Source organism: Streptomyces sp. NPDC058051 (genome assembly GCF_042885475.1).
Lineage (GTDB): Bacteria > Actinomycetota > Actinomycetes > Streptomycetales > Streptomycetaceae > Streptomyces.
In genome coordinates, this window is record NZ_JBHVRW010000003.1 from 171,240 (window position 1) to 188,353 (window position 17,114).

Here is a 17,114-nt window from a genome sequence, read left to right on the forward strand (position 1 = left end):
CTCCGTTACGTGTTGCGAGCGAGCTATGCCGGGGTGGCGTCGAGGGCGTGGCCGACCAGGGCCAGCAGCGACTCGACGACGGTGATCCTGTTGCGCGCATCCATGATCACAACAGGCACGTGCGGCGGCACCGTCAGGGCCTCCCGGACATCCTCCGCCTCGTACGACGGCGTTCCCTCGAAGTGGTTGACGGCGACGATGTACGGCAGCCCGCAGCTCTCGAAGTAGTCGAGCGCGGGGAAGCAGTCGGTGAGCCGTCGGGTGTCGGCGAGCACGACCGCACCGATCGCGCCGCGTACCAGGTCGTCCCACATGAACCAGAAGCGCTGCTGGCCCGGTGTACCGAACACGTACAGCACGAGGTCGTCGTCGAGCGTGAGCCGGCCGAAGTCCATGGCGACGGTCGTGGTGACCTTGTCGGGGGTCGCGGAGAGATCGTCGGTCTCCTCGCTGGCCTGGGTCATCATCGCTTCGGTCTGCAACGGGGTGATCTCGGAGACGGATCCCACGAAGGTGGTCTTGCCCACGCCGAAGCCGCCCGCGACCACGATCTTCGTGGCGACGGGGGCCCTGGTGTGGTCCAACTGCCACGCCTGCAGGGACTCTTCGGCCTGGTCCTTGGCCCCCGGCTGACGCGGGGCGAACAGCGGCGACTCAGAGACGACGGAGTCCATTGAGCACCCTTTCGAGCAGTGCGCGGTCGGGCTGGCCGGTGCCGTGACCGGTCCCGTACACGCGGATCTTTCCCTGGTCGGCCAAGTCGCTGAGCAGTACCCGGACCACGCCGAGCGGCATCTTCAACAGGGCGGAGATCTCCGCGACCGTACGCATCCGGCGGCAGATTTCGACGATGGCCTGGAGCTCCGGCATGACGCGTGACGCCAGATTGCCGTTGGTCAGCTCGCGGCGCTCCTCGGGCGCTTCGAGCGCGGCCACGAACGTCTCGACGAGCAGGACGTGGCCGAAACGGGTACGGCCGCCGGTGAGCGAGTACGGGCGGACCCGTGCGGGCCTTCGGTCGGACCCGCGGACGGGAAGCCGGTGGGCGGGTTCAGCAGCGGGCGTCACTGGGTGCTCTCCATCGATTTGCGCAGTTCACTGCGGAGTTCGGGGGTGAGTACGTGTCCGGCTCGACCGACGAACAGCGCCATGTGATAGGCGATGACGCTCATGTCGCAGTCCGGGGTGGCGTGCACACCGAGCAGCGAGCCGTCGCTGATCGACATGACGAAGACGCTGCCCTCGTCCATGGCGACCATGGTCTGCTTGACTCCGCCGCCGTCCATCAGTTTTGCGGCGCCGGCGGTGAGGCTGCCAATGCCGGAAACGATGGTGGCGAGGTCGGCGCTGGAGCCCCTGGGACCGTCCTGCCGCCCGGTGGTGCTCCGCGTGGTCAGGTGGCCGGGGTCGGAGGAGAGCAGCATCAGTCCGTCGGACGAGACGACGGTCACCGAATGGACCCCTGGCACCTCCTCCACCAGATTGCTCAGCAACCAGTGAAGATTCCGGGCCTCGGTGCTCAGCCCGAATGTGCTGGGCGCAGTCAACTGCGTGCCTCCTCGACTGTGTCCCCCGTCTCATCGGTTCGGCCGTCGCTACGGTCGGCCGGGTCACTGCGGTCGGTACGTGCGGGGCTCGCGGCGGCCCCGGGGATCGTCCGGGTCGCCGTGAGGCCGGCGATCTCCGCCTCGACGTCCCGGCGGCCGTCCTTCGCGCCCTGGTGGAAGCCGCCAAGCCTACGGCGCAGCGCATCCTTGTCCAGGCTTCCCTTGCGCTCCGCATCGGGCGCCGTGCTGGGCTTGACGACCTTGGGGGTCCGCTTGGGCAGCCCCTTGTCCGTGATGCGCTCCTGCGGCTCCGGCTGCCGGGGGCCGGGCAGGGCGTCGACGGCGGACACGGGCATGGTGTCCGGCGCCGGTGCGGGAGCCGGTGCGGGCACGGCGTCCGGAGCCGGTGCGGTGCGGTGCTCCTGGAACTCGTCGGCGGCGCGCTCATGACGGTCGGGGCCGATGGCGTACGGGTCGGGCGCCGTGAACTCGGGACCGTCCGTGTACTCGGGGACGCCTGCGGGCTCGGGGACGTCCGCGACCTCGGGGACGTCCGCGGCCTCCGGGACCACCGGGAGCCGTACCTGCATCGTGGTCTCGGCCGCGGTCTCCACGGCTGCCGGGGCGGGTGCGGGGACAGGGTCCGCCTCGCGTCCGGGCGCCGCGGCGGCCTCGGACTCGCGGATCGTCTGCTCGGCCGCGGCGATCAGCGGATCCCCGGGCTGGGCGAGCGTACGGCCCGGCAGTGCGTTGGAGTTGGCCTCGGCGACCGACCCGGGCAGATTCAGCGCGGGCGCCTCCCCGGGGACCTTCACCGGCGGCGGTGTGGCGACCGGCGGCGCCTTCGGCAGCAGGGTCCGGGGCAGGACGACGACGGCTGTGACCCCGCTGCCCTTGTGGTCGCGCAGCTCCACCCGTACGCCGTGCCGCGCGGCCAGCAGGGAGGTGACCTGGAGGCCGAGGCCGGCCCCGTCCGCACTCTGTTCGCCGACCTCGAAGAGGGCGGGGTCGCCGAGCCGGGTGTTGAGTTCGCCCATCCGTACGGAGGACATCCCGATGCCCTCGTCCTGGACGGAGAGCATCACCTCACCGGTCTCCAGCAGCCAGCCGGACAACTGGACGTGGGAGTCCGGCGGCGAGAACGCGGTGGCGTTCTCCAGGAGTTCGGCGACGAGGTGACTGAGGTCGTCCGCGGCGAAACCGGCGATCTGCGCGTGCGGCGGCAGGGACTGGATGGTCACCCGCTCGTACCGTTCGATCTCCGAGACGGCCGCGCGCAACACGTCGACCAGCGGGATCGGTCCCGCGTGCCCGTGCCCGTGCTCGGCGCCCGCGAGGACCAGCAGGTTCTCGCTGTGGCGGCGCATGACCGTGGCCATGTGGTCGAGCTTGAAGAGAGTGGCCAGCCGATCCGGGTCGTGCTCCCGCTCCTCCAGGCCCTCGATGACACCGAGCTGCCGCTCGACGAGGCCGAGGTTGCGCAGCGAGAGGTTGACGAAGGTGTGGTGGACCGTGTTCTTCAGCCGCTCCAGCTGTGCGGTCAGGTCCGCTGCCACGACCTGGAGTTCCGCTCGCTGGACGGTGAGGGCCTCGCGTCCGGCGATCAGCTCGGCGCGCTCGGCCTGCACGCTGTCGAAGCGGCCGTTGAACTCGTGCAGCAGTCCGTGCAGTTTGCCGTGCAGGGTGTTGATGGACCGTACGACCTGGGCGAACTCGTCGTTGCGCCCGGTGTAGCGGACCGGTTCGGCCGTGTCGGGTTCCGCGGCGAGACGGCCGGCTCCGATCCGCAGGACGGCGAGCGGCTGGGTGAGGGTGCGGGCCACGGCCGTGGACACGCCGACGGCGATCAGCAGGCAGCCGCCGAGCAGCGCGATCCGCAGTTCGAGCGCGGTGACGTCGTCGTCGCGCAACTGCTCCAGGCGCTGGACCTGTGCGGTGCCGAGCGCGGCCTCGACGCCCCGCATGCGGTCGATCCGGGCGGAGAGCGCCGCGTCGACCTTCTTGCTGTCCGCCTTCTGGTCGGAGTCCGACAGCTCGGGACGGTCCGTGAGGGAGTTGAGGTACTTCTCCGCGCTGTTGACCTCGGGCCCGGTGACGGTGGACGAGAGTTTGTCGCGGGCGGTGGAGTCCGCGGCCTGGTCGAAGTCGGCGAGCGAGGAGAGTTCACCGACCCGGGCCTGCTGGGCGGCGGCGCTCAGTTCGTCACGGGTGCGTTCGTCCTTGCTGCTCGCCTGGTCCCCGGTCTGCACGGGCAGCCCGGTGATCGGGTCGAACTGCGGGACCGTGACCGTGCGGGGCACGGAGAGCGCGGCGATCAGCAGCCCGCGGGTGGCCGACGCCTGTTCGGTGGCGCGGCCGAGGGCGAGGGGGGCGCGGGTGGCCGCGGCGGCGCGCGGCGGGGTCTTCTCGGCGAGTTCCTCGGCGAGGTCGTGGAGCTTGGCGATGACCTCGGAGTACGCCTGATGGGCCGCCGACGCGCTGCCCTTGCCGCTGAGCGCGTCGCGGCGCAGGGAAGGAATGGTGGAGAGGTCACGGCGCAGTGCGGCGGGAGCCGCGTCCCTGATCTCGTCCACCTGCTGGTCGACGCGCGCGCTCCGGCTGCCGGGGTCGCCCTTGCCCTCCGCCGCGGGGGCGTCGTCCTCGTCACGGCCGGCCGCGATGTAGGCGGTGACTTCGTCGCGCTCGTCCGCGAGGGCGTGGGCGAGCGCGATGGCCTGCTGGTTCAGCTCGGCGAGGGTGACGAGCCGCTGCGACTCGTTGAGGTCGGAGGAAGCGCTGAGGGCCGCGGGCGCGCCCGCGGCGATGACCGTGACGCCGACGACCGCGACACCGGCGACCAGCCGGCTGCGTACGCGCACGGTGCGCCGGGGGCTCTCGCTCTCGGCGGGTGCCGGAGGCGTCACCCCGGAACCGCTGTGCTTGCTGCCCTTGCTCCGAGGCCGCTTCTTCTGCACCGGTGCTCGCATTCTTGACTCGTCCGCCCTTGAAGCAGAGGTGACGCACGGTCACATGTGAACGAGCGCCCCGTCGCCTGGTACGGCTTCTGACCATTCCAGCGCTTTTGAGAGGGGGGCGCACATCAACCACTCCGCCACCTGAACGAGTGAACATCACTCCTGAGTTGGCGAACAAGTCTCCCCACCGAGCTCATCTCGCACACCTGGGCCGTCGGCTGGAACTTCCGCCCGGGCTTTGGCAGGATGCCCGCCCGCACGCCGTACGGAGGCTTTCCTTCCGCTCCGGGCATCCCCCTGACCTGCTGGTACAGGCCAATTCGGGGCAGTGCAGGGCTCGTGAAGGCGTCGTGCAGACTGTCCGCATGCGCATGGAACTCGCCACCGCCGCCGGCAGCACCGACCGCCCGAACGAGGACTGGGCCGCCACCGCCCTGCCCGCTTCCGGCCAAGGTGGGGCGCTGGTCCTGCTCGACGGAGTGACCCCGCCGCGGGGTGACGACGGTTGTGCGCACTCTGTGCCCTGGTTCACCACACGACTGGGTGGCTCACTGGTCGAACTGTCCGGTTCACGGCTGGATCTGACCCTCCAGGAGATCCTGGCCGAGTCCATTCGGCGCACCGCCGACGCACACCGCTCCGGGTGTGACCTTTCTCACGTGAGAACACCGCAGGCGACAGTCGTCATGGCGCGCTGGGACGCATGCGAGATCGAGCACCTGGTGCTCTCCGACTCCGTACTGCTGTTCGAGAACTCCGAGGGGGTCGTGCGCCCCCTCCTCGACGACCGGCTGGACCGCCTGCCGCCGGGCTCACTGATCAGCGAGGCGGTCGCCGACGCGCAGGTGCGGAACAAGGAGGGCGGTTTCTTCACCGCCGCGGCCGATCCCTCGGTCGCGGCCCGCGCGGTCACCGGGCGCACCCCGCTCGACGAGGTGCGGGCGCTGGCCGCGATGACCGACGGGGCGGCCCGCTGGACCGAGATGTTCCACGAGGGCGACTGGGCGGACTGTCTCGGCGTACTCGCCAAGGAAGGCACACAGGGGCTCATCGACCGCGTCCGGGCCCTGGAGGACGCCGACACGGAGCGCAGGCATCTGCGTCGCAGCAAGACCCACGACGACGCGACGGCGCTCTACGCGGTGCTCTGACGCCGCACGGCGGACGCACGCGGCCCACGCGGTGCCGTAACGCCGCACGGCGGACATGCGCGGCCCACGCGGTGCCGTAACGCCGCACGGCGGACATGCGCGGCCCACGCGGTGCCGTAACGCCGCACGGCGGACATGGAGTCCGGGCCGAGCGCCCGAAGGGCCGGCACCCGCGCGCCGGGAGGGGCCGGCCCGCGACCGCACCCGAGAAGGCGGCGGGCACAGGGCCCGGCCGGGCCCGGCCGCCGCGCACGCCGGAGCGGGCCGCGTCAGTCCTCGGCGCGGGCGTTCAAGTGGTGCAGCAACCGGGCCAGTTCGGCCACCTCGACCCGGTCCCAGTCGGCGAGCTTGCGCGCGTAGCGGTCGCGGCGGGCGTCCCGGACGCTGCGGTAGCGGGCCAGGCCCTCGGCGGTCAGATGGACGAGGGAGGCCCTGCCGTCCGCCGGATCGGGCTCGCGCGCCACCAGTCCGAGCGCCTCCAGGGCGTGCAGTTGACGGCTCATGGTCGCCTTGCCCACCCCGAAGTAGGCGGCGAGGTCGGTGGCCCGCTGCCGCCCCACGGACTCCAGGCGTACGAGAAGTCCGTAGGCGGCGGCCTCCAGTTCGGGATGCACCTCACGCGCCATTTCGCCGGAATTGGCGCGCGCCCGACGCAGAAAGACGGCCAACTCCCGTTCCAGGGCGAGGAATGCGTGGTCCACACCACTTTCTCCGGTCGCGCCGGGTTCACTACCGCTTTCGCTCCCGTGCACGTCAACACCCCTCATGAGCTTTCCTGCCACTGAAAGTTTCTTTCGCCGCTGGTCATCGCCGCAGCTTGGCCAGTATTTCGCAGGCATAGACCAACGGCGGCACCCAGGCCCTCTTCCGCGCACCGGTCTACGTGCGTAGCGTCATGCATGGCATGTCCACACCATGACATGCGGCAGGGGTGCGCCCGACGCCCCCTGGGATCAGCACGTCCCCCCACCAAGGCCTCGGAGGCACTCACATGCCGGTGCTCAGATCCGGATCCGGAACGTCCCGCCGCTCGCGCTTCGCCGCGGCCGGAACCCTGCTCGCAGCCCTCTCCCTCCTCCTCACCCTGCCCGGCGCGGCGAGCGCCGCGGGCACCCATGACGCCGCCGCGGCGGCCGAGACGCCCGAACGCGGCACGGCCACAATGGGTATGGGCGTCGTGGACCACGACGGCCAGGGCGGACTGCCGCGCGACACCCGCGCGACCCAGACCGAAGGCGTGGACGTCGCCAGCTACCAGGGCAACGTCGACTGGGCGACGCTCTGGAACAGCGGCGTGAAGTGGGCCTACACCAAGGCCACCGAGGGCACGTACTACACGAACCCCTACTTCGCGCAGCAGTACAACGGTTCGTACAACGTCGGGATGATCCGGGGCTCGTACCACTTCGCCACGCCGGACACCACGAGCGGCGCCACCCAGGCCAACTACTTCGTGGACCACGGGGGCGGCTGGTCTAAGGACGGCAAGACCCTGCCCGGTGTGCTCGACATCGAGTGGAACCCGTACGGCGACCAGTGCTACGGCAAGACCCAGGCAGCCATGGTGTCCTGGATCCGTGACTTCGTGAACACCTACAAGGCACGCACCGGACGCGACGCGGTCATCTACACCGCGACCAGCTGGTGGACGACCTGCACCGGCAACAACTCCGGCTTCGGCACCACCAATCCTCTGTGGGTGGCCCGCTACAACACCACCGTCGGCACCCTCCCGGCCGGCTGGAGCTTCTACACCATCTGGCAGTACACCTCGTCCGGCCCCTACGTCGGCGACCACAACCACTTCAACGGCGCCCTCGACCGCGTGCAGGCCCTCGCCAACGGCTGAGCCGGCCCACCGCGTTCCCCCCGCCCGCCGCGCCCGACCGGCACGGCGCTCCACACAGCAGAGCCCCCGATGACGCACCCGGTCACTGGGGGCTCTGCCCTGTTCTCCCCGCCCGCCGTTCCCCGCCCACCATTCCTCGCCCACCAGGCATTTTCGTCCGAGCCGCTCACGGAGGGGCCACTATGCACCCCGCGTATAGGCGCTGTGTATAGTCCTGGCTCGCCGCACATCGTGCGCCCTGTTCAGCTACGGAGGAGTGACCCGCGTTGCCCATCAAGATGCAGTCGACCGGCGCGAAGTTGACCGCCGTCCTTGTGACGGCGCTCACTCTGACGCTGAGCGGGTGCTCCATGCAGACCACCGCTCCGGCTTCCGCCCGCGGTGACGCGGGCTCGGACTCCAAGGGCTCCTTCGGCCCGGTGGACTGCCGCAAGGCGAAGTGCATCGCGCTGACCTTCGATGCCGGACCGGGCGAGGACACCCCGCACCTGCTGGACATCCTCAAGGAGAAGAAGGTGCACGCGACCTTCTTCCTCCTGGGCAAGAACCACGTCAAGAAGCACCCCGAGACGGTGCGCAGGATCGCGGCCGAGGGGCACGAGGTGGCCAACCACACGTGGTCCCACGAGATCCTGACGGACAAGAAGCCGGACGAGATACGGGCCGAGCTGGAGAAGACGCAGGACGCGATAGAGGAGATCACCGGCAAGAAGCCGAGGCTGATGCGCCCGCCGCAGGGCCGCACCGACGACACCGTCTCGGACATCAGCAAGGACCTGGGGCTCTCCCAGATCCTGTGGAGCGCCACCGCCAAGGACTACTCCACGACCGACTCGGCACTGATCAAGAAGCGCATCCTGGACCAGGCGAGCAAGGACGGCGTGATCCTGCTGCACGACATCTACAAGGGCACGGTGCCCGCCGTGCCGGGCATCATCGACGCGCTGCAGAAGGAGGGCTACACCTTCGTCACCGTCCCGCAGATGATGGCGCCCGCCGAGCCCGTCCCGGGAACCATCTACCGCCCCTGAGCCGAGGGACGGCGGGTGCCATGCGCCGCCTGCTCCCGCCGTCCGCCTCCGTTCACCACCGCCGCACCCCGCACCCCGCACCCCGCACCCCGCACGCACCGAACGGCCCGCCGCCCGTTTCCGGGAAGGCGGACCGTCCGTACCGGTCGCACACGTGGTGCCGCGCCCGTCACTCCGTGGCACCTACGCCGCGGCCGGGATCCTCTCCTCGGGCCTGGCCGCGGAGGCCGGTGCGAGGGCGATCTCCAGCACCTGGCGGACGTCCGTCACCGGGTGGACCTCCAGGGTGTCCAGGACCTCGGCCGGGACGTCGTCCAGGTCGGCCTCGTTCCGCTTCGGGATCACCACCGTGGTGATCCCCGCCCGGTGGGCCGCCAGCAGCTTCTGCTTCAGGCCGCCGATCGGCAGCACCCGTCCGGTCAGCGAGACCTCACCGGTCATCGCCACGTCCGTACGGACCAGCCGTCCGGAGAGCAGCGAGGCCAGCGCCGTCGTCATCGTGATGCCGGCGCTCGGGCCGTCCTTCGGGACCGCGCCCGCCGGGAAGTGGATGTGCGCGCCGCGGTCCTTCAGATCCGCGACCGGCAGTTCCAGCTCCGCGCCGTGCGACCGCAGGAAGCTCAGCGCGATCTGCGCGGACTCCTTCATGACGTCGCCGAGCTGACCGGTGAGCGTCAGTCCGGACGCCCCGGTCTCCGGGTCGGCCAGGGACGCCTCCACGAACAGCACGTCACCACCGGCGCCGGTCACCGCGAGTCCGGTGGCCACGCCCGGCACCGCGGTGCGGCGCTCGGCCGGGTCCTGTGCGGACTCGGGGACGTGGTGCGGCCGTCCGATCAGACCGCGCAGATCCGCTTCGGTGACCGTGAACGGGAGCTCGCGGTCGCCCAGTTCGTGCTGGGCCGCGACCTTGCGGAGCAGTCGGGCGACGGCCCGCTCCAGGTTTCGTACCCCCGCTTCACGGGTGTACTCGCCGGCCAGCTTCCGCAGGGCGGACTCGTCGAGCGTCACCTCGTCCTTCTCCAGCCCGGCCCGCTCCAGTTGGCGCGGGAGCAGGTGGTCGCGGGCGATGACGACCTTCTCGTCCTCGGTGTAGCCGTCGAGCCTGACCAGCTCCATACGGTCGAGCAGGGCCTCCGGGATCGCTTCGAGCACATTGGCCGTCGCGAGGAAGACGACGTCGCTGAGGTCGAGTTCGACCTCCAGGTAGTGGTCGCGGAAGGTGTGGTTCTGCGCCGGGTCGAGGACTTCGAGGAGGGCGGCGGCAGGGTCGCCCCGGAAGTCGGAGCCGACCTTGTCGATCTCGTCGAGCAGGACGACCGGGTTCATCGAACCGGCCTCCTTGACGGCCCGGACGATACGTCCCGGAAGGGCTCCGACGTAGGTACGCCGGTGGCCGCGGATCTCCGCCTCGTCCCGTACACCGCCGAGCGCGACGCGGACGAACTTGCGCCCCATGGCGTGCGCGACGGACTCACCGAGCGAGGTCTTGCCCACGCCCGGAGGACCCACCAGCGCCAGCACGGCACCGCCGCGCCGTCCGCCGACGACGCCGAGACCGCGCTCGGAGCGCCGCTTGCGCACCGCCAGGTACTCGGTGATCCGTTCCTTCACGTCCTGCAGCCCGGCGTGCTCGGCGTCGAGGATCTCCTGGGCACCGCGGATGTCGTAGGCGTCCTCGGTCCGCTCGGTCCACGGCAGTTCGAGGACGGTGTCGAGCCAGGTCCTGATCCAGGAACCCTCGGGGCTCTGGTCGGAGGCCCGCTCCAGCTTGTCGACCTCCTTGAGCGCGGCCTCGCGGACATGCCCGGGAAGGTCGGCGGCCTCGACGCGCGCCCGGTAGTCGTCGGACTCGTCCGCGCCGGAACCGGGACCGCCGTTGAGTTCGGAGAGCTCCTTGCGCACGGCTTCGAGCTGGCGCCGCAGCAGGAACTCGCGCTGCTGCTTGTCGACGCCCTCCTGGACGTCCTTCGCGATGGACTCGGCGACGTCCTGCTCGGCGAGGTGCTCACCCAGCCACTGGATGGCGAGCTTCAGCCGGGCGACCGCGTCCACGGTCTCCAGGAGCTGCACCTTCTGGGCCGTGGTGAGGAAGGGGGAGTACCCGGAGTTGTCGGCGAGCGCGGAGATGTCCTCGATCTGCTGGACCCGGTCCACGACCTGCCAGGCACCGCGCTTCTTCAGCCAGCTGGTGGCGAGTGCCTTGTACTCCGTGACCAGCTCGGCGGCGGCTCCGGGGAGCGGATCGGGGACGACCGCGTCGACCCGTGTCCCTTCCACCCAGAGCGCGGCACCCGGTCCGCTGGTCCCGGCCCCGATCCGCACCCGGCCACGGCCGCGGATGAGCGCGCCGGGATCCCCGTCCGACAGCCGTCCGACCTGCTCGACGGTGCCGATGACACCGGTGCCGGTGTACGTCCCGTCGATCCGCGGCACAAGAAGCACCTCGGGCTTGCCGCCGTCGCGGGCTGCGGCCTGCGCGGCCTCCACGGCGGCGCGCACATCGGTGTCGGACAGGTCCAGAGGCACCACCATCCCGGGCAGCACCACCTCGTCGTCGAGCGGCAGCACGGGCAGGGCGAGCGGAGTGACCGCATGGGACTCGGTAGCCATGATCTCCCCTTCGGCAGTCAAGTTGAGTTATGCAGACTCAATGCTGCTGAGCCGTCCGTTGTTCCCCGCGGCCCGTTCGCTGTGAGCGATCAGCCGAACGCTGTCCTTTGACGTGGATCCCTTCGCTTTGCAGCTTCATGCTTCGTCTGGCCTTTCGTCTTGCAGGGAGACCTTTCGCCGAGGGCTCGGGTCAGTGAGTCGTGGCAGGTTCGTCAGGGGTGGTGCCGGGTGGTGTCTCTTGGGCGCCGTTGGCCGACGGCACCGAGGCCGAACAATCCCGCTTCTTCGCGGAGGTCAGCAGTCCTGTTACCCATCCCTACAGCCCGCCCGGTCGCAGCGGCGACGCCATCGCGCACTGGTCCCTCGCAGACTCCTGGCGCCCGCCCAGCCGGCCCTTGACGACCTACACGCCCGGCCGGATGCGCGGCACCCTTCCCGGCCTCGCAGCGAACCGCCTCGCTCGGCACGACAAGAGCGCGATGTGGTTCAGTCGCACCCGGCGGGAACAGGGCCGCCAACTCCTCTTCCACGGTCACCTCAAGCCGGTACTTCTACGTGACCCCGACCCCCAGTACGAGAAGTGGGAAGGAACCGTCTGGCACAGCACACGCACCGACGACCTCATGCGCAAAGAGGTCGCGGAAAAGCGCCGAGGTCTCGAAGCAAAGAACCCTGGCTGTGTGCGTGAGTAGTGACACCGCCTGTCGGTCGGCGACGACACCACCGGGTCTCATCGGGTAGCGGTATCGACTCCTTCCGCCTCGCCCAGACCCGAGCCCGCAATGAGCGGAGCGACACCGACTGACGACCCGTCTGCTGTGAGGATCACTGATCAGCAGGTCACGCTCCGATGAAGCTCACCGTTTCTGTCATGTCGGCCCGCCCGGTACGCAGCCGTGGCACGCCTTCTTCCTCGAATCCCACCGAGACACCGCAGAACAGCACGAGTTCGTCATCGGCTCCGACCGTCTGGCTGACGGTCTCGCGATACATCGTCCACATCACCTGCGGGCAGCTGTGCAACCCCTCCGCCCTCAGTAACAGCATGACCGTCTGCAAGTACATCCCCGCGTCCCCCCACTGCCCCGGCCCCATCGTCCGGTCGAGGTAGCAGAACAGCACGACCGGTGCCCCGAACGCCGCCGAGTTCAAGGCGGCGATCTTCACGGGCCGGGCGGGGTCGTCACGCTCGATTCCCAGCGCTTCGTATCGCTGGGCGGCTGCGGCGGAAAAACGGTCCAGATACGGCGAGGTCAGTTCGGCCGGGTACATCGGATACTCCCGCTCATCACCCAGGTCTCCCACCAGTGCCCTGGCCGTCGCACGCCTCTTCAGCTCGGCCAAAGGCTCGCCGGTCACGACATACACATGCCACGGCTGCAGGTTCCCACTCGACGGGGCCCGCGTCGCTGCCGCCAGCACACGTTCGAGGACATCTCTGGGCACCGGCTCATCGCTGAACGCTCGCACGGCCCTGCGACTGTCCACGGCTTCATACACATCCACGCCTTCTGGTCCTCTCACTCCATGGCGGGCAGCGAAGACACGAGGATGATCATCGCACCCGGCGAGCAGGCCGGGCGGAGCTTTGGCGCTGCCAAAACTGACCGACATGCCTCCGCCGACCGATCACGAAGTGCTGCCGAAACTCACCTGCGTGCGCTGTCGGTGGTTCTCAGCGACAAAGCCAGAACCCACCCCTGCCACATCAGCGGACGGAAAACGAAGAGTCACCCTGCACAAAACCTGATGGCACAGCGCAACCCATCTCTTCGCCCCGCAGCTAGGACATCGGAGCTGACGCAATGCGAAACGGCACCCGACAAACGCACCCCGCTCGACAGGGGCCGGCCCTGCCTCGGTACGTCCCGTCGCCCCTCCCCGCACGCTGCGCCCTTCGGCTCAGGCCGTCCTCGCGTTGCTCATGGCCGATCCGGCGCCCCGGCCGGCAGCCGAGTGCCTCGCGGCGCCCGGCGCGAAGGACCCGCGCCCCTGGCCGCCGCCCCGCCGGCCGCACCGACCCGGCGCAGCAGCGGCCAGCAGGCCACGCCCAGCAGCAGCGCCAGCGGATGGCCCCAGTTGGTGAGGGGGTCGCCGAGGTCGACAAGATCGCGGAGCAGCATCGCACCGACTCCACCGAGCACCAGCGTCCGCGTCCAGGGCGCGAGCAGCCCGGCGAGCGCGCCCACGCTCGCCATCAGCCCGAAGCTGATGCCGTAGTCGAGCCGGTGCAGCGAGGACTCCGGCAGATGACCGGCCACCACGGACAGCCCGACCGGGATCTCCGTGGCGAGCGTCGCCACGACATGGCCGAGCAGGAACACCCCGGCGGTGCGCCATCCCCCGATGCGGCGTTCCAGGGCGGTCAGCACGAGGGCGAAGCCGACGACGTACGGGGAGGAGAGCCCGCCGACGACCCAGACGGCGCTGGCGGCCAGGACGAGCAGCGGGGTCTCGCCGAGATGGGCGACATCCGTGCTCGATGCACGCAGCACGGCGGAGACGGTGTCCGGATCGGCGTACTCCATGAAGAAGGACGTGGCGACGAGGACCAGCAGGTACCCGAGCGTGAACGGCGTACCGCAGGGTGTCGGCAACAGCAGCAGCCATCTGCGGGCCCTCCCTTCCGACCCTTCCGGGGGAGCCGCGGACTCCTCCGTACGGCGCGGGCGGGGAAGGGCGTCGAGCAGCGGCGCCGCGAGCTCTTCGTCGCGAACCGCTCTGTCCGTACCCTGATCCACCGCGCGAGACCCTTTCCGCTTTCCGCACCGACCCCCGAAGCAGCGTTTCCCCTCCGCGATCATCTCCCGCGTCGTCCATGTCATGAGCCACATGAGCCCCTCAGGAGCCAACCGGTCAGATGTCCGAGGGAAAGGGTGCGCGAGGGAATGAGGGCGCGAGGCGGGTCGATGCGGTCGGGGGCGGCCCGTGCGGTGGGCGGCATCGCGGCCGTGGGCGGCATCGCGGCCGTGGGACCGCGACGATCCGGCAATCCGCTGGCACCGTCCCGGGCGAACGGTCAGGATGACGGGGATCCCGTCCGCCACCCACCGGAGATCCGCACCATGCCCGACAGCCACACCCACGGTCCCGACATCCTCGCCCCCGTCACGCTCGACCGCCGCGAGGGCCCGTACGGCGAGGTCGCGCTGCGGCAGCGGGGGGAAGACTTCGAGATCATCGCCAACGGGTGCTTCCTCATGGACACCTCCGACGGGCGTTCCGAGCGCCTCCTGATCGACGCGGCCCTGGCCGCGCTGCCCGCGGGCCGACCCGCTCCGGCGGTGCTCATCGGAGGTCTCGGGGTGGGGTTCTCGCTCGTCAGGGCCGCCGCCGAACCGCGATGGGGGCGGATCACGGTCGTCGAACGGGAGCAGGCGATCGTGGACTGGCACCTGGAGGGACCGCTGGCCGGGATCTCCGGGCCCGCGCTCACCGATCCGCGGACCGCCGTCCTGACGACGGACCTCGTGTCCTACCTGCACACGACCACGGATCGTTACGACGCCCTGTGCCTGGACATCGACAACGGACCGGACTGGACCGTCACCGAGGACAACACGAGCCTGTACTCCCCCTCGGGCCTGTCGGACTGCCGGGAACGGCTGACACCGGGCGGTGTTCTCGCGGTGTGGTCCGCGCAACCGTCCGCCGACTTCGAACAGGCCCTGCGGAATGCCGGATTCGACGGCATCAGGACGGAAGAGATCAGCGTGGCCCGAGGTGTGCCGGACGTGGTGCATCTCGCACTTCGGACCGACCGGTAGCCCCCACCGGGCATCCGCGGCCCCCGGACGGCCGGGGGCCAAGCGCCACAAGGCCGACACTCCGCCACCTCTTCGCATCCAAGCCGTTACACCCTGCGTAGCCGAGAGCAGTCCGCTGCCTTTACGCTGCTGACCGGTAACGGGGATCACCCACGAAAAAACGGGGATCACCCAAGAAATCCACGAGCGAAGACCGTGCGTCCGGGGGAATGGCCCTCGTGAGAACGGGCAGGGGCGGGGCGATGGAACAGACACACACCACCCACAACGGTGTCGCGGCCACGCCTGGCGCACAGCGCCGGGTGCTGGTGGTCGAGGACGACGCCACGATCGTCGATGCCATTTCCGCCCGGCTGCGGGCGGAGGGCTTTCTGGTGCAGACCGCGCTCGACGGGCCCGCGGCCGTGGACGCGGCCGAGGCGTGGCAGCCCGATCTGATGGTGCTCGACATCATGCTTCCGGGCTTCGACGGCCTGGAGGTCTGCCGGCGCGTACAGGCCCAGCGGCCGGTGCCGGTGCTGATGCTGACCGCCAGGGACGACGAGACCGACATGCTCGTCGGCCTCGGGGTCGGCGCCGACGACTACATGACCAAGCCGTTCTCGATGCGGGAGCTGGCGGCCCGGGTGCACGTCCTGCTGCGCCGGGTCGAGCGTGCGGCGCTGGCCGCGGTGACGCCGCGCAGCGGCATACTGCGCCTCGGCGAGCTGGAGATCGATCACGCGCAGCGCCGGGTCCGGGTGCGCGCCGATGACGTCCACCTCACGCCGACCGAGTTCGATCTGCTGGTCTGCCTGGCCAACACCCCGCGCGCGGTGCTCTCCCGGGAGCAGTTGCTGGCCGAGGTCTGGGACTGGGCGGACGCCTCCGGCACCCGTACGGTCGACAGCCACATCAAGGCGCTGCGCCGGAAGATCGGTGCCGAGCGGATCCGTACCGTGCACGGTGTCGGCTACGCGTTGGAGACCCCTGCGCCATGACCCGGCCCGGTTCCGGACTGCGCCCCTTCTCGGTCAAGGCGAAGCTGGGCACGCTCGTCGTGGTCTCGGTGTTCATCACCACCGGACTGCTGATGGTGGCCGTGCGCACCAGGACCGAGCTGCGTTTCATCACGGTGTTCTCGGTGATCGCGACGCTGCTGATCACCCAGTTCGTGGCGCACGGTCTGACCGCGCCGCTGGACGAGATGACGACCGTGGCCCGGTCGATATCCCACGGCGACTACACCAGACGGGTGCGCGGCGCCGGCCGGCGTGACGAGCTCGGCGATCTGGCGCAGACGATCAATCGCATGGCGGACGACCTGGAGGCCGTCGACCGTCATCGCAAGGAGCTGGTCGCCAACGTCTCGCACGAGCTACGGACGCCCATCGCGGCGCTGAGAGCCGTGCTGGAGAACGTCGTGGACGGGGTGTCCTCGGCCGATCCGGAGACGATGCGTACGGCGCTCAAGCAGACCGAGCGGCTCGGCAGACTGGTGGAGACGCTGCTGGACCTGTCCCGCCTGGACAACGGCGTGGTCACCCTGAGGGCCTCGCGTTTCGAGGTGTGGCCCTACCTGTCGGGTGTGCTGAAGGAGGCGAACCTCGCCGCCTCGCACCGCCGACTGCCCTCCGGGTCCGGGAACCACGCCCGCAAGGACGTACACCTGCATCTGGACGTGTCCCCGCCCGAGCTGACCGCGCACGCGGATGCGGAACGGCTGCATCAGGTGGTGGCAAATCTGGTCGACAACGCTGTCAAGCACAGCCCGCCGCATGGGCGGGTCACCGTGCTGGCCCGGCGCGGAGCCGGACCGGAATCCCTGGCCCTGGAGGTCCTGGACGAGGGTCCGGGCATTCCGGAGTCCGAGCGGCACCGGGTCTTCGAGCGCTTCAACCGCGGCGAGGTGCCGTCGCCGCACGGCCCGGGCAGTGACGGCGGTACGGGGCTGGGCCTGGCGATCGCCCGCTGGGCGGTGGATCTGCACGGCGGACGCATCGGCGTGGCCGAATCCGCTCGCGGCTGCCGCATCCAGGTCACTCTTCCGGGGATCCCGCAACCGCGAGGTTGACATAGAGTTCGAACCGGAAGGGCACGTTCTACGTGTTCTGTTGAACGGGTACGGTCCAGGGGGCCGTAGCCACGGTCCCGCGTACCCGACGCAAAGCGGAACCATGCTTGTTTCCCGCCATTTCTTGCGCCGAAACCCGCCTTCCGATG

Annotated in this window: 15 protein-coding genes; 7 read left to right on the forward strand and 8 right to left on the reverse strand. The window is 70.1% G+C overall.

Translation table 11 applies throughout. The annotated features are described in order from the left end of the window. Positions 1-23 precede the first annotated feature (23 nt). From ACFVUT_RS06415 to ACFVUT_RS06430, 4 genes are read right to left on the reverse strand one after another with little or no spacing between them, the layout of a single operon-like run. Entirely contained in the window at positions 24-674 is a 651-nt protein-coding gene (locus ACFVUT_RS06415; protein ID WP_389644425.1) for an ATP/GTP-binding protein, read from the reverse strand. Beyond that, positions 655-1,068 carry a DUF742 domain-containing protein gene (locus ACFVUT_RS06420; RefSeq protein ID WP_389644422.1) on the reverse strand — a complete coding sequence of 138 codons (414 nt, stop codon included), beginning with the start codon at positions 1,066-1,068 and terminating at the stop codon, positions 655-657. The genes ACFVUT_RS06415 and ACFVUT_RS06420 overlap by 20 nt, the downstream gene beginning before the upstream one ends. Beyond that, positions 1,065-1,547, reverse strand: coding sequence for a roadblock/LC7 domain-containing protein (locus ACFVUT_RS06425; RefSeq protein ID WP_389644419.1), 483 nt, complete (start codon positions 1,545-1,547; stop codon positions 1,065-1,067). Before ACFVUT_RS06425 ends, ACFVUT_RS06420 begins: the two co-directional genes overlap by 4 nt. Beyond that, positions 1,544-4,501 (reverse strand): nitrate- and nitrite sensing domain-containing protein, encoded by a 2,958-nt coding sequence (locus tag ACFVUT_RS06430; RefSeq protein ID WP_389644840.1) that lies wholly within the window; start codon positions 4,499-4,501, stop codon positions 1,544-1,546. Before ACFVUT_RS06430 ends, ACFVUT_RS06425 begins: the two co-directional genes overlap by 4 nt. Before the next feature lie 365 nt (positions 4,502-4,866). On the opposite strand from ACFVUT_RS06430, the gene ACFVUT_RS06435 reads away from it, so the two are divergent. After that, the gene (locus ACFVUT_RS06435; RefSeq protein ID WP_389644416.1) at positions 4,867-5,652 is read left to right on the forward strand and encodes a hypothetical protein; all 786 of its coding nucleotides are present in this window, start codon (positions 4,867-4,869) and stop codon (positions 5,650-5,652) included. 269 nt (positions 5,653-5,921) lie between these two features. Here the strand turns inward: ACFVUT_RS06435 and ACFVUT_RS06440 are convergent, their stop codons facing one another. Then, a complete protein-coding gene (locus ACFVUT_RS06440) occupies positions 5,922-6,419 on the reverse strand; it encodes a MarR family winged helix-turn-helix transcriptional regulator (protein ID WP_389644414.1) in 498 nt (165 codons plus the stop codon). A gap of 224 nt (positions 6,420-6,643) precedes the next feature. On the opposite strand from ACFVUT_RS06440, the gene ACFVUT_RS06445 reads away from it, so the two are divergent. Beyond that, positions 6,644-7,501 (forward strand): lysozyme, encoded by an 858-nt coding sequence (locus tag ACFVUT_RS06445; RefSeq protein WP_389644411.1) that lies wholly within the window; start codon positions 6,644-6,646, stop codon positions 7,499-7,501. Between the two features lie 278 nt (positions 7,502-7,779). Further along, the gene (locus ACFVUT_RS06450; protein WP_389644838.1) at positions 7,780-8,532 is read left to right on the forward strand and encodes a polysaccharide deacetylase family protein; all 753 of its coding nucleotides are present in this window, start codon (positions 7,780-7,782) and stop codon (positions 8,530-8,532) included. Between the two features lie 183 nt (positions 8,533-8,715). On the opposite strand, the gene lon is transcribed toward ACFVUT_RS06450, so the two are convergent. Then, on the reverse strand, positions 8,716-11,145 hold the full coding sequence (gene lon / locus ACFVUT_RS06455) for an endopeptidase La (RefSeq protein WP_389644408.1): 2,430 nt from the start codon (positions 11,143-11,145) through the stop codon (positions 8,716-8,718). A 248-nt stretch (positions 11,146-11,393) separates the two neighbouring features. On the opposite strand from lon, the gene ACFVUT_RS06460 reads away from it, so the two are divergent. Continuing rightward, positions 11,394-11,837 (forward strand): hypothetical protein, encoded by a 444-nt coding sequence (locus tag ACFVUT_RS06460; RefSeq protein WP_389644405.1) that lies wholly within the window; start codon positions 11,394-11,396, stop codon positions 11,835-11,837. A 148-nt stretch (positions 11,838-11,985) separates the two neighbouring features. Here the strand turns inward: ACFVUT_RS06460 and ACFVUT_RS06465 are convergent, their stop codons facing one another. Both ACFVUT_RS06465 and ACFVUT_RS06470 read right to left on the reverse strand, forming a co-directional pair. After that, positions 11,986-12,651: a nitroreductase gene (locus tag ACFVUT_RS06465; RefSeq protein ID WP_389644835.1), complete on the reverse strand. Its 666-nt coding sequence runs from the start codon at positions 12,649-12,651 to the stop codon at positions 11,986-11,988. A gap of 416 nt (positions 12,652-13,067) precedes the next feature. Continuing rightward, complete coding sequence (locus tag ACFVUT_RS06470; protein WP_389644402.1) at positions 13,068-13,886, reverse strand: rhomboid-like protein; 819 nt, start codon at positions 13,884-13,886, stop codon at positions 13,068-13,070. A 324-nt stretch (positions 13,887-14,210) separates the two neighbouring features. Here ACFVUT_RS06470 and ACFVUT_RS06475 point away from each other — a divergent pair, with 324 nt between their 5' ends. The 3 genes from ACFVUT_RS06475 (at position 14,211) to ACFVUT_RS06485 (ending at position 16,965) form a co-directional block, all read left to right on the forward strand. After that, a complete protein-coding gene (locus tag ACFVUT_RS06475) occupies positions 14,211-14,912 on the forward strand; it encodes a spermidine synthase (protein WP_389644832.1) in 702 nt (233 codons plus the stop codon). A gap of 242 nt (positions 14,913-15,154) precedes the next feature. Further along, positions 15,155-15,892, forward strand: coding sequence for a response regulator transcription factor (locus ACFVUT_RS06480; RefSeq protein ID WP_014154105.1), 738 nt, complete (start codon positions 15,155-15,157; stop codon positions 15,890-15,892). Continuing rightward, entirely contained in the window at positions 15,889-16,965 is a 1,077-nt protein-coding gene (locus tag ACFVUT_RS06485) for an ATP-binding protein (RefSeq protein ID WP_389644398.1), read from the forward strand. The genes ACFVUT_RS06480 and ACFVUT_RS06485 overlap by 4 nt, the downstream gene beginning before the upstream one ends. Positions 16,966-17,114: the final 149 nt, after the last annotated feature.

Coding starts and splice junctions, on each gene's coding strand:
- ACFVUT_RS06415 (WP_389644425.1), bottom strand. CDS start 674: ATGGACTCCGTCGTCTCTGAGTCGCCGCTGTTCGCCCCGCGTCAGCCG.
- ACFVUT_RS06435 (WP_389644416.1), top strand. CDS start 4,867: ATGCGCATGGAACTCGCCACCGCCGCCGGCAGCACCGACCGCCCGAAC.
- ACFVUT_RS06440 (WP_389644414.1), bottom strand. CDS start 6,419: ATGAGGGGTGTTGACGTGCACGGGAGCGAAAGCGGTAGTGAACCCGGC.
- ACFVUT_RS06445 (WP_389644411.1), top strand. CDS start 6,644: ATGCCGGTGCTCAGATCCGGATCCGGAACGTCCCGCCGCTCGCGCTTC.
- ACFVUT_RS06450 (WP_389644838.1), top strand. CDS start 7,780: ATGCAGTCGACCGGCGCGAAGTTGACCGCCGTCCTTGTGACGGCGCTC.
- lon (WP_389644408.1), bottom strand. CDS start 11,145: ATGGCTACCGAGTCCCATGCGGTCACTCCGCTCGCCCTGCCCGTGCTG.
- ACFVUT_RS06475 (WP_389644832.1), top strand. CDS start 14,211: ATGCCCGACAGCCACACCCACGGTCCCGACATCCTCGCCCCCGTCACG.
- ACFVUT_RS06480 (WP_014154105.1), top strand. CDS start 15,155: ATGGAACAGACACACACCACCCACAACGGTGTCGCGGCCACGCCTGGC.
- ACFVUT_RS06485 (WP_389644398.1), top strand. CDS start 15,889: ATGACCCGGCCCGGTTCCGGACTGCGCCCCTTCTCGGTCAAGGCGAAG.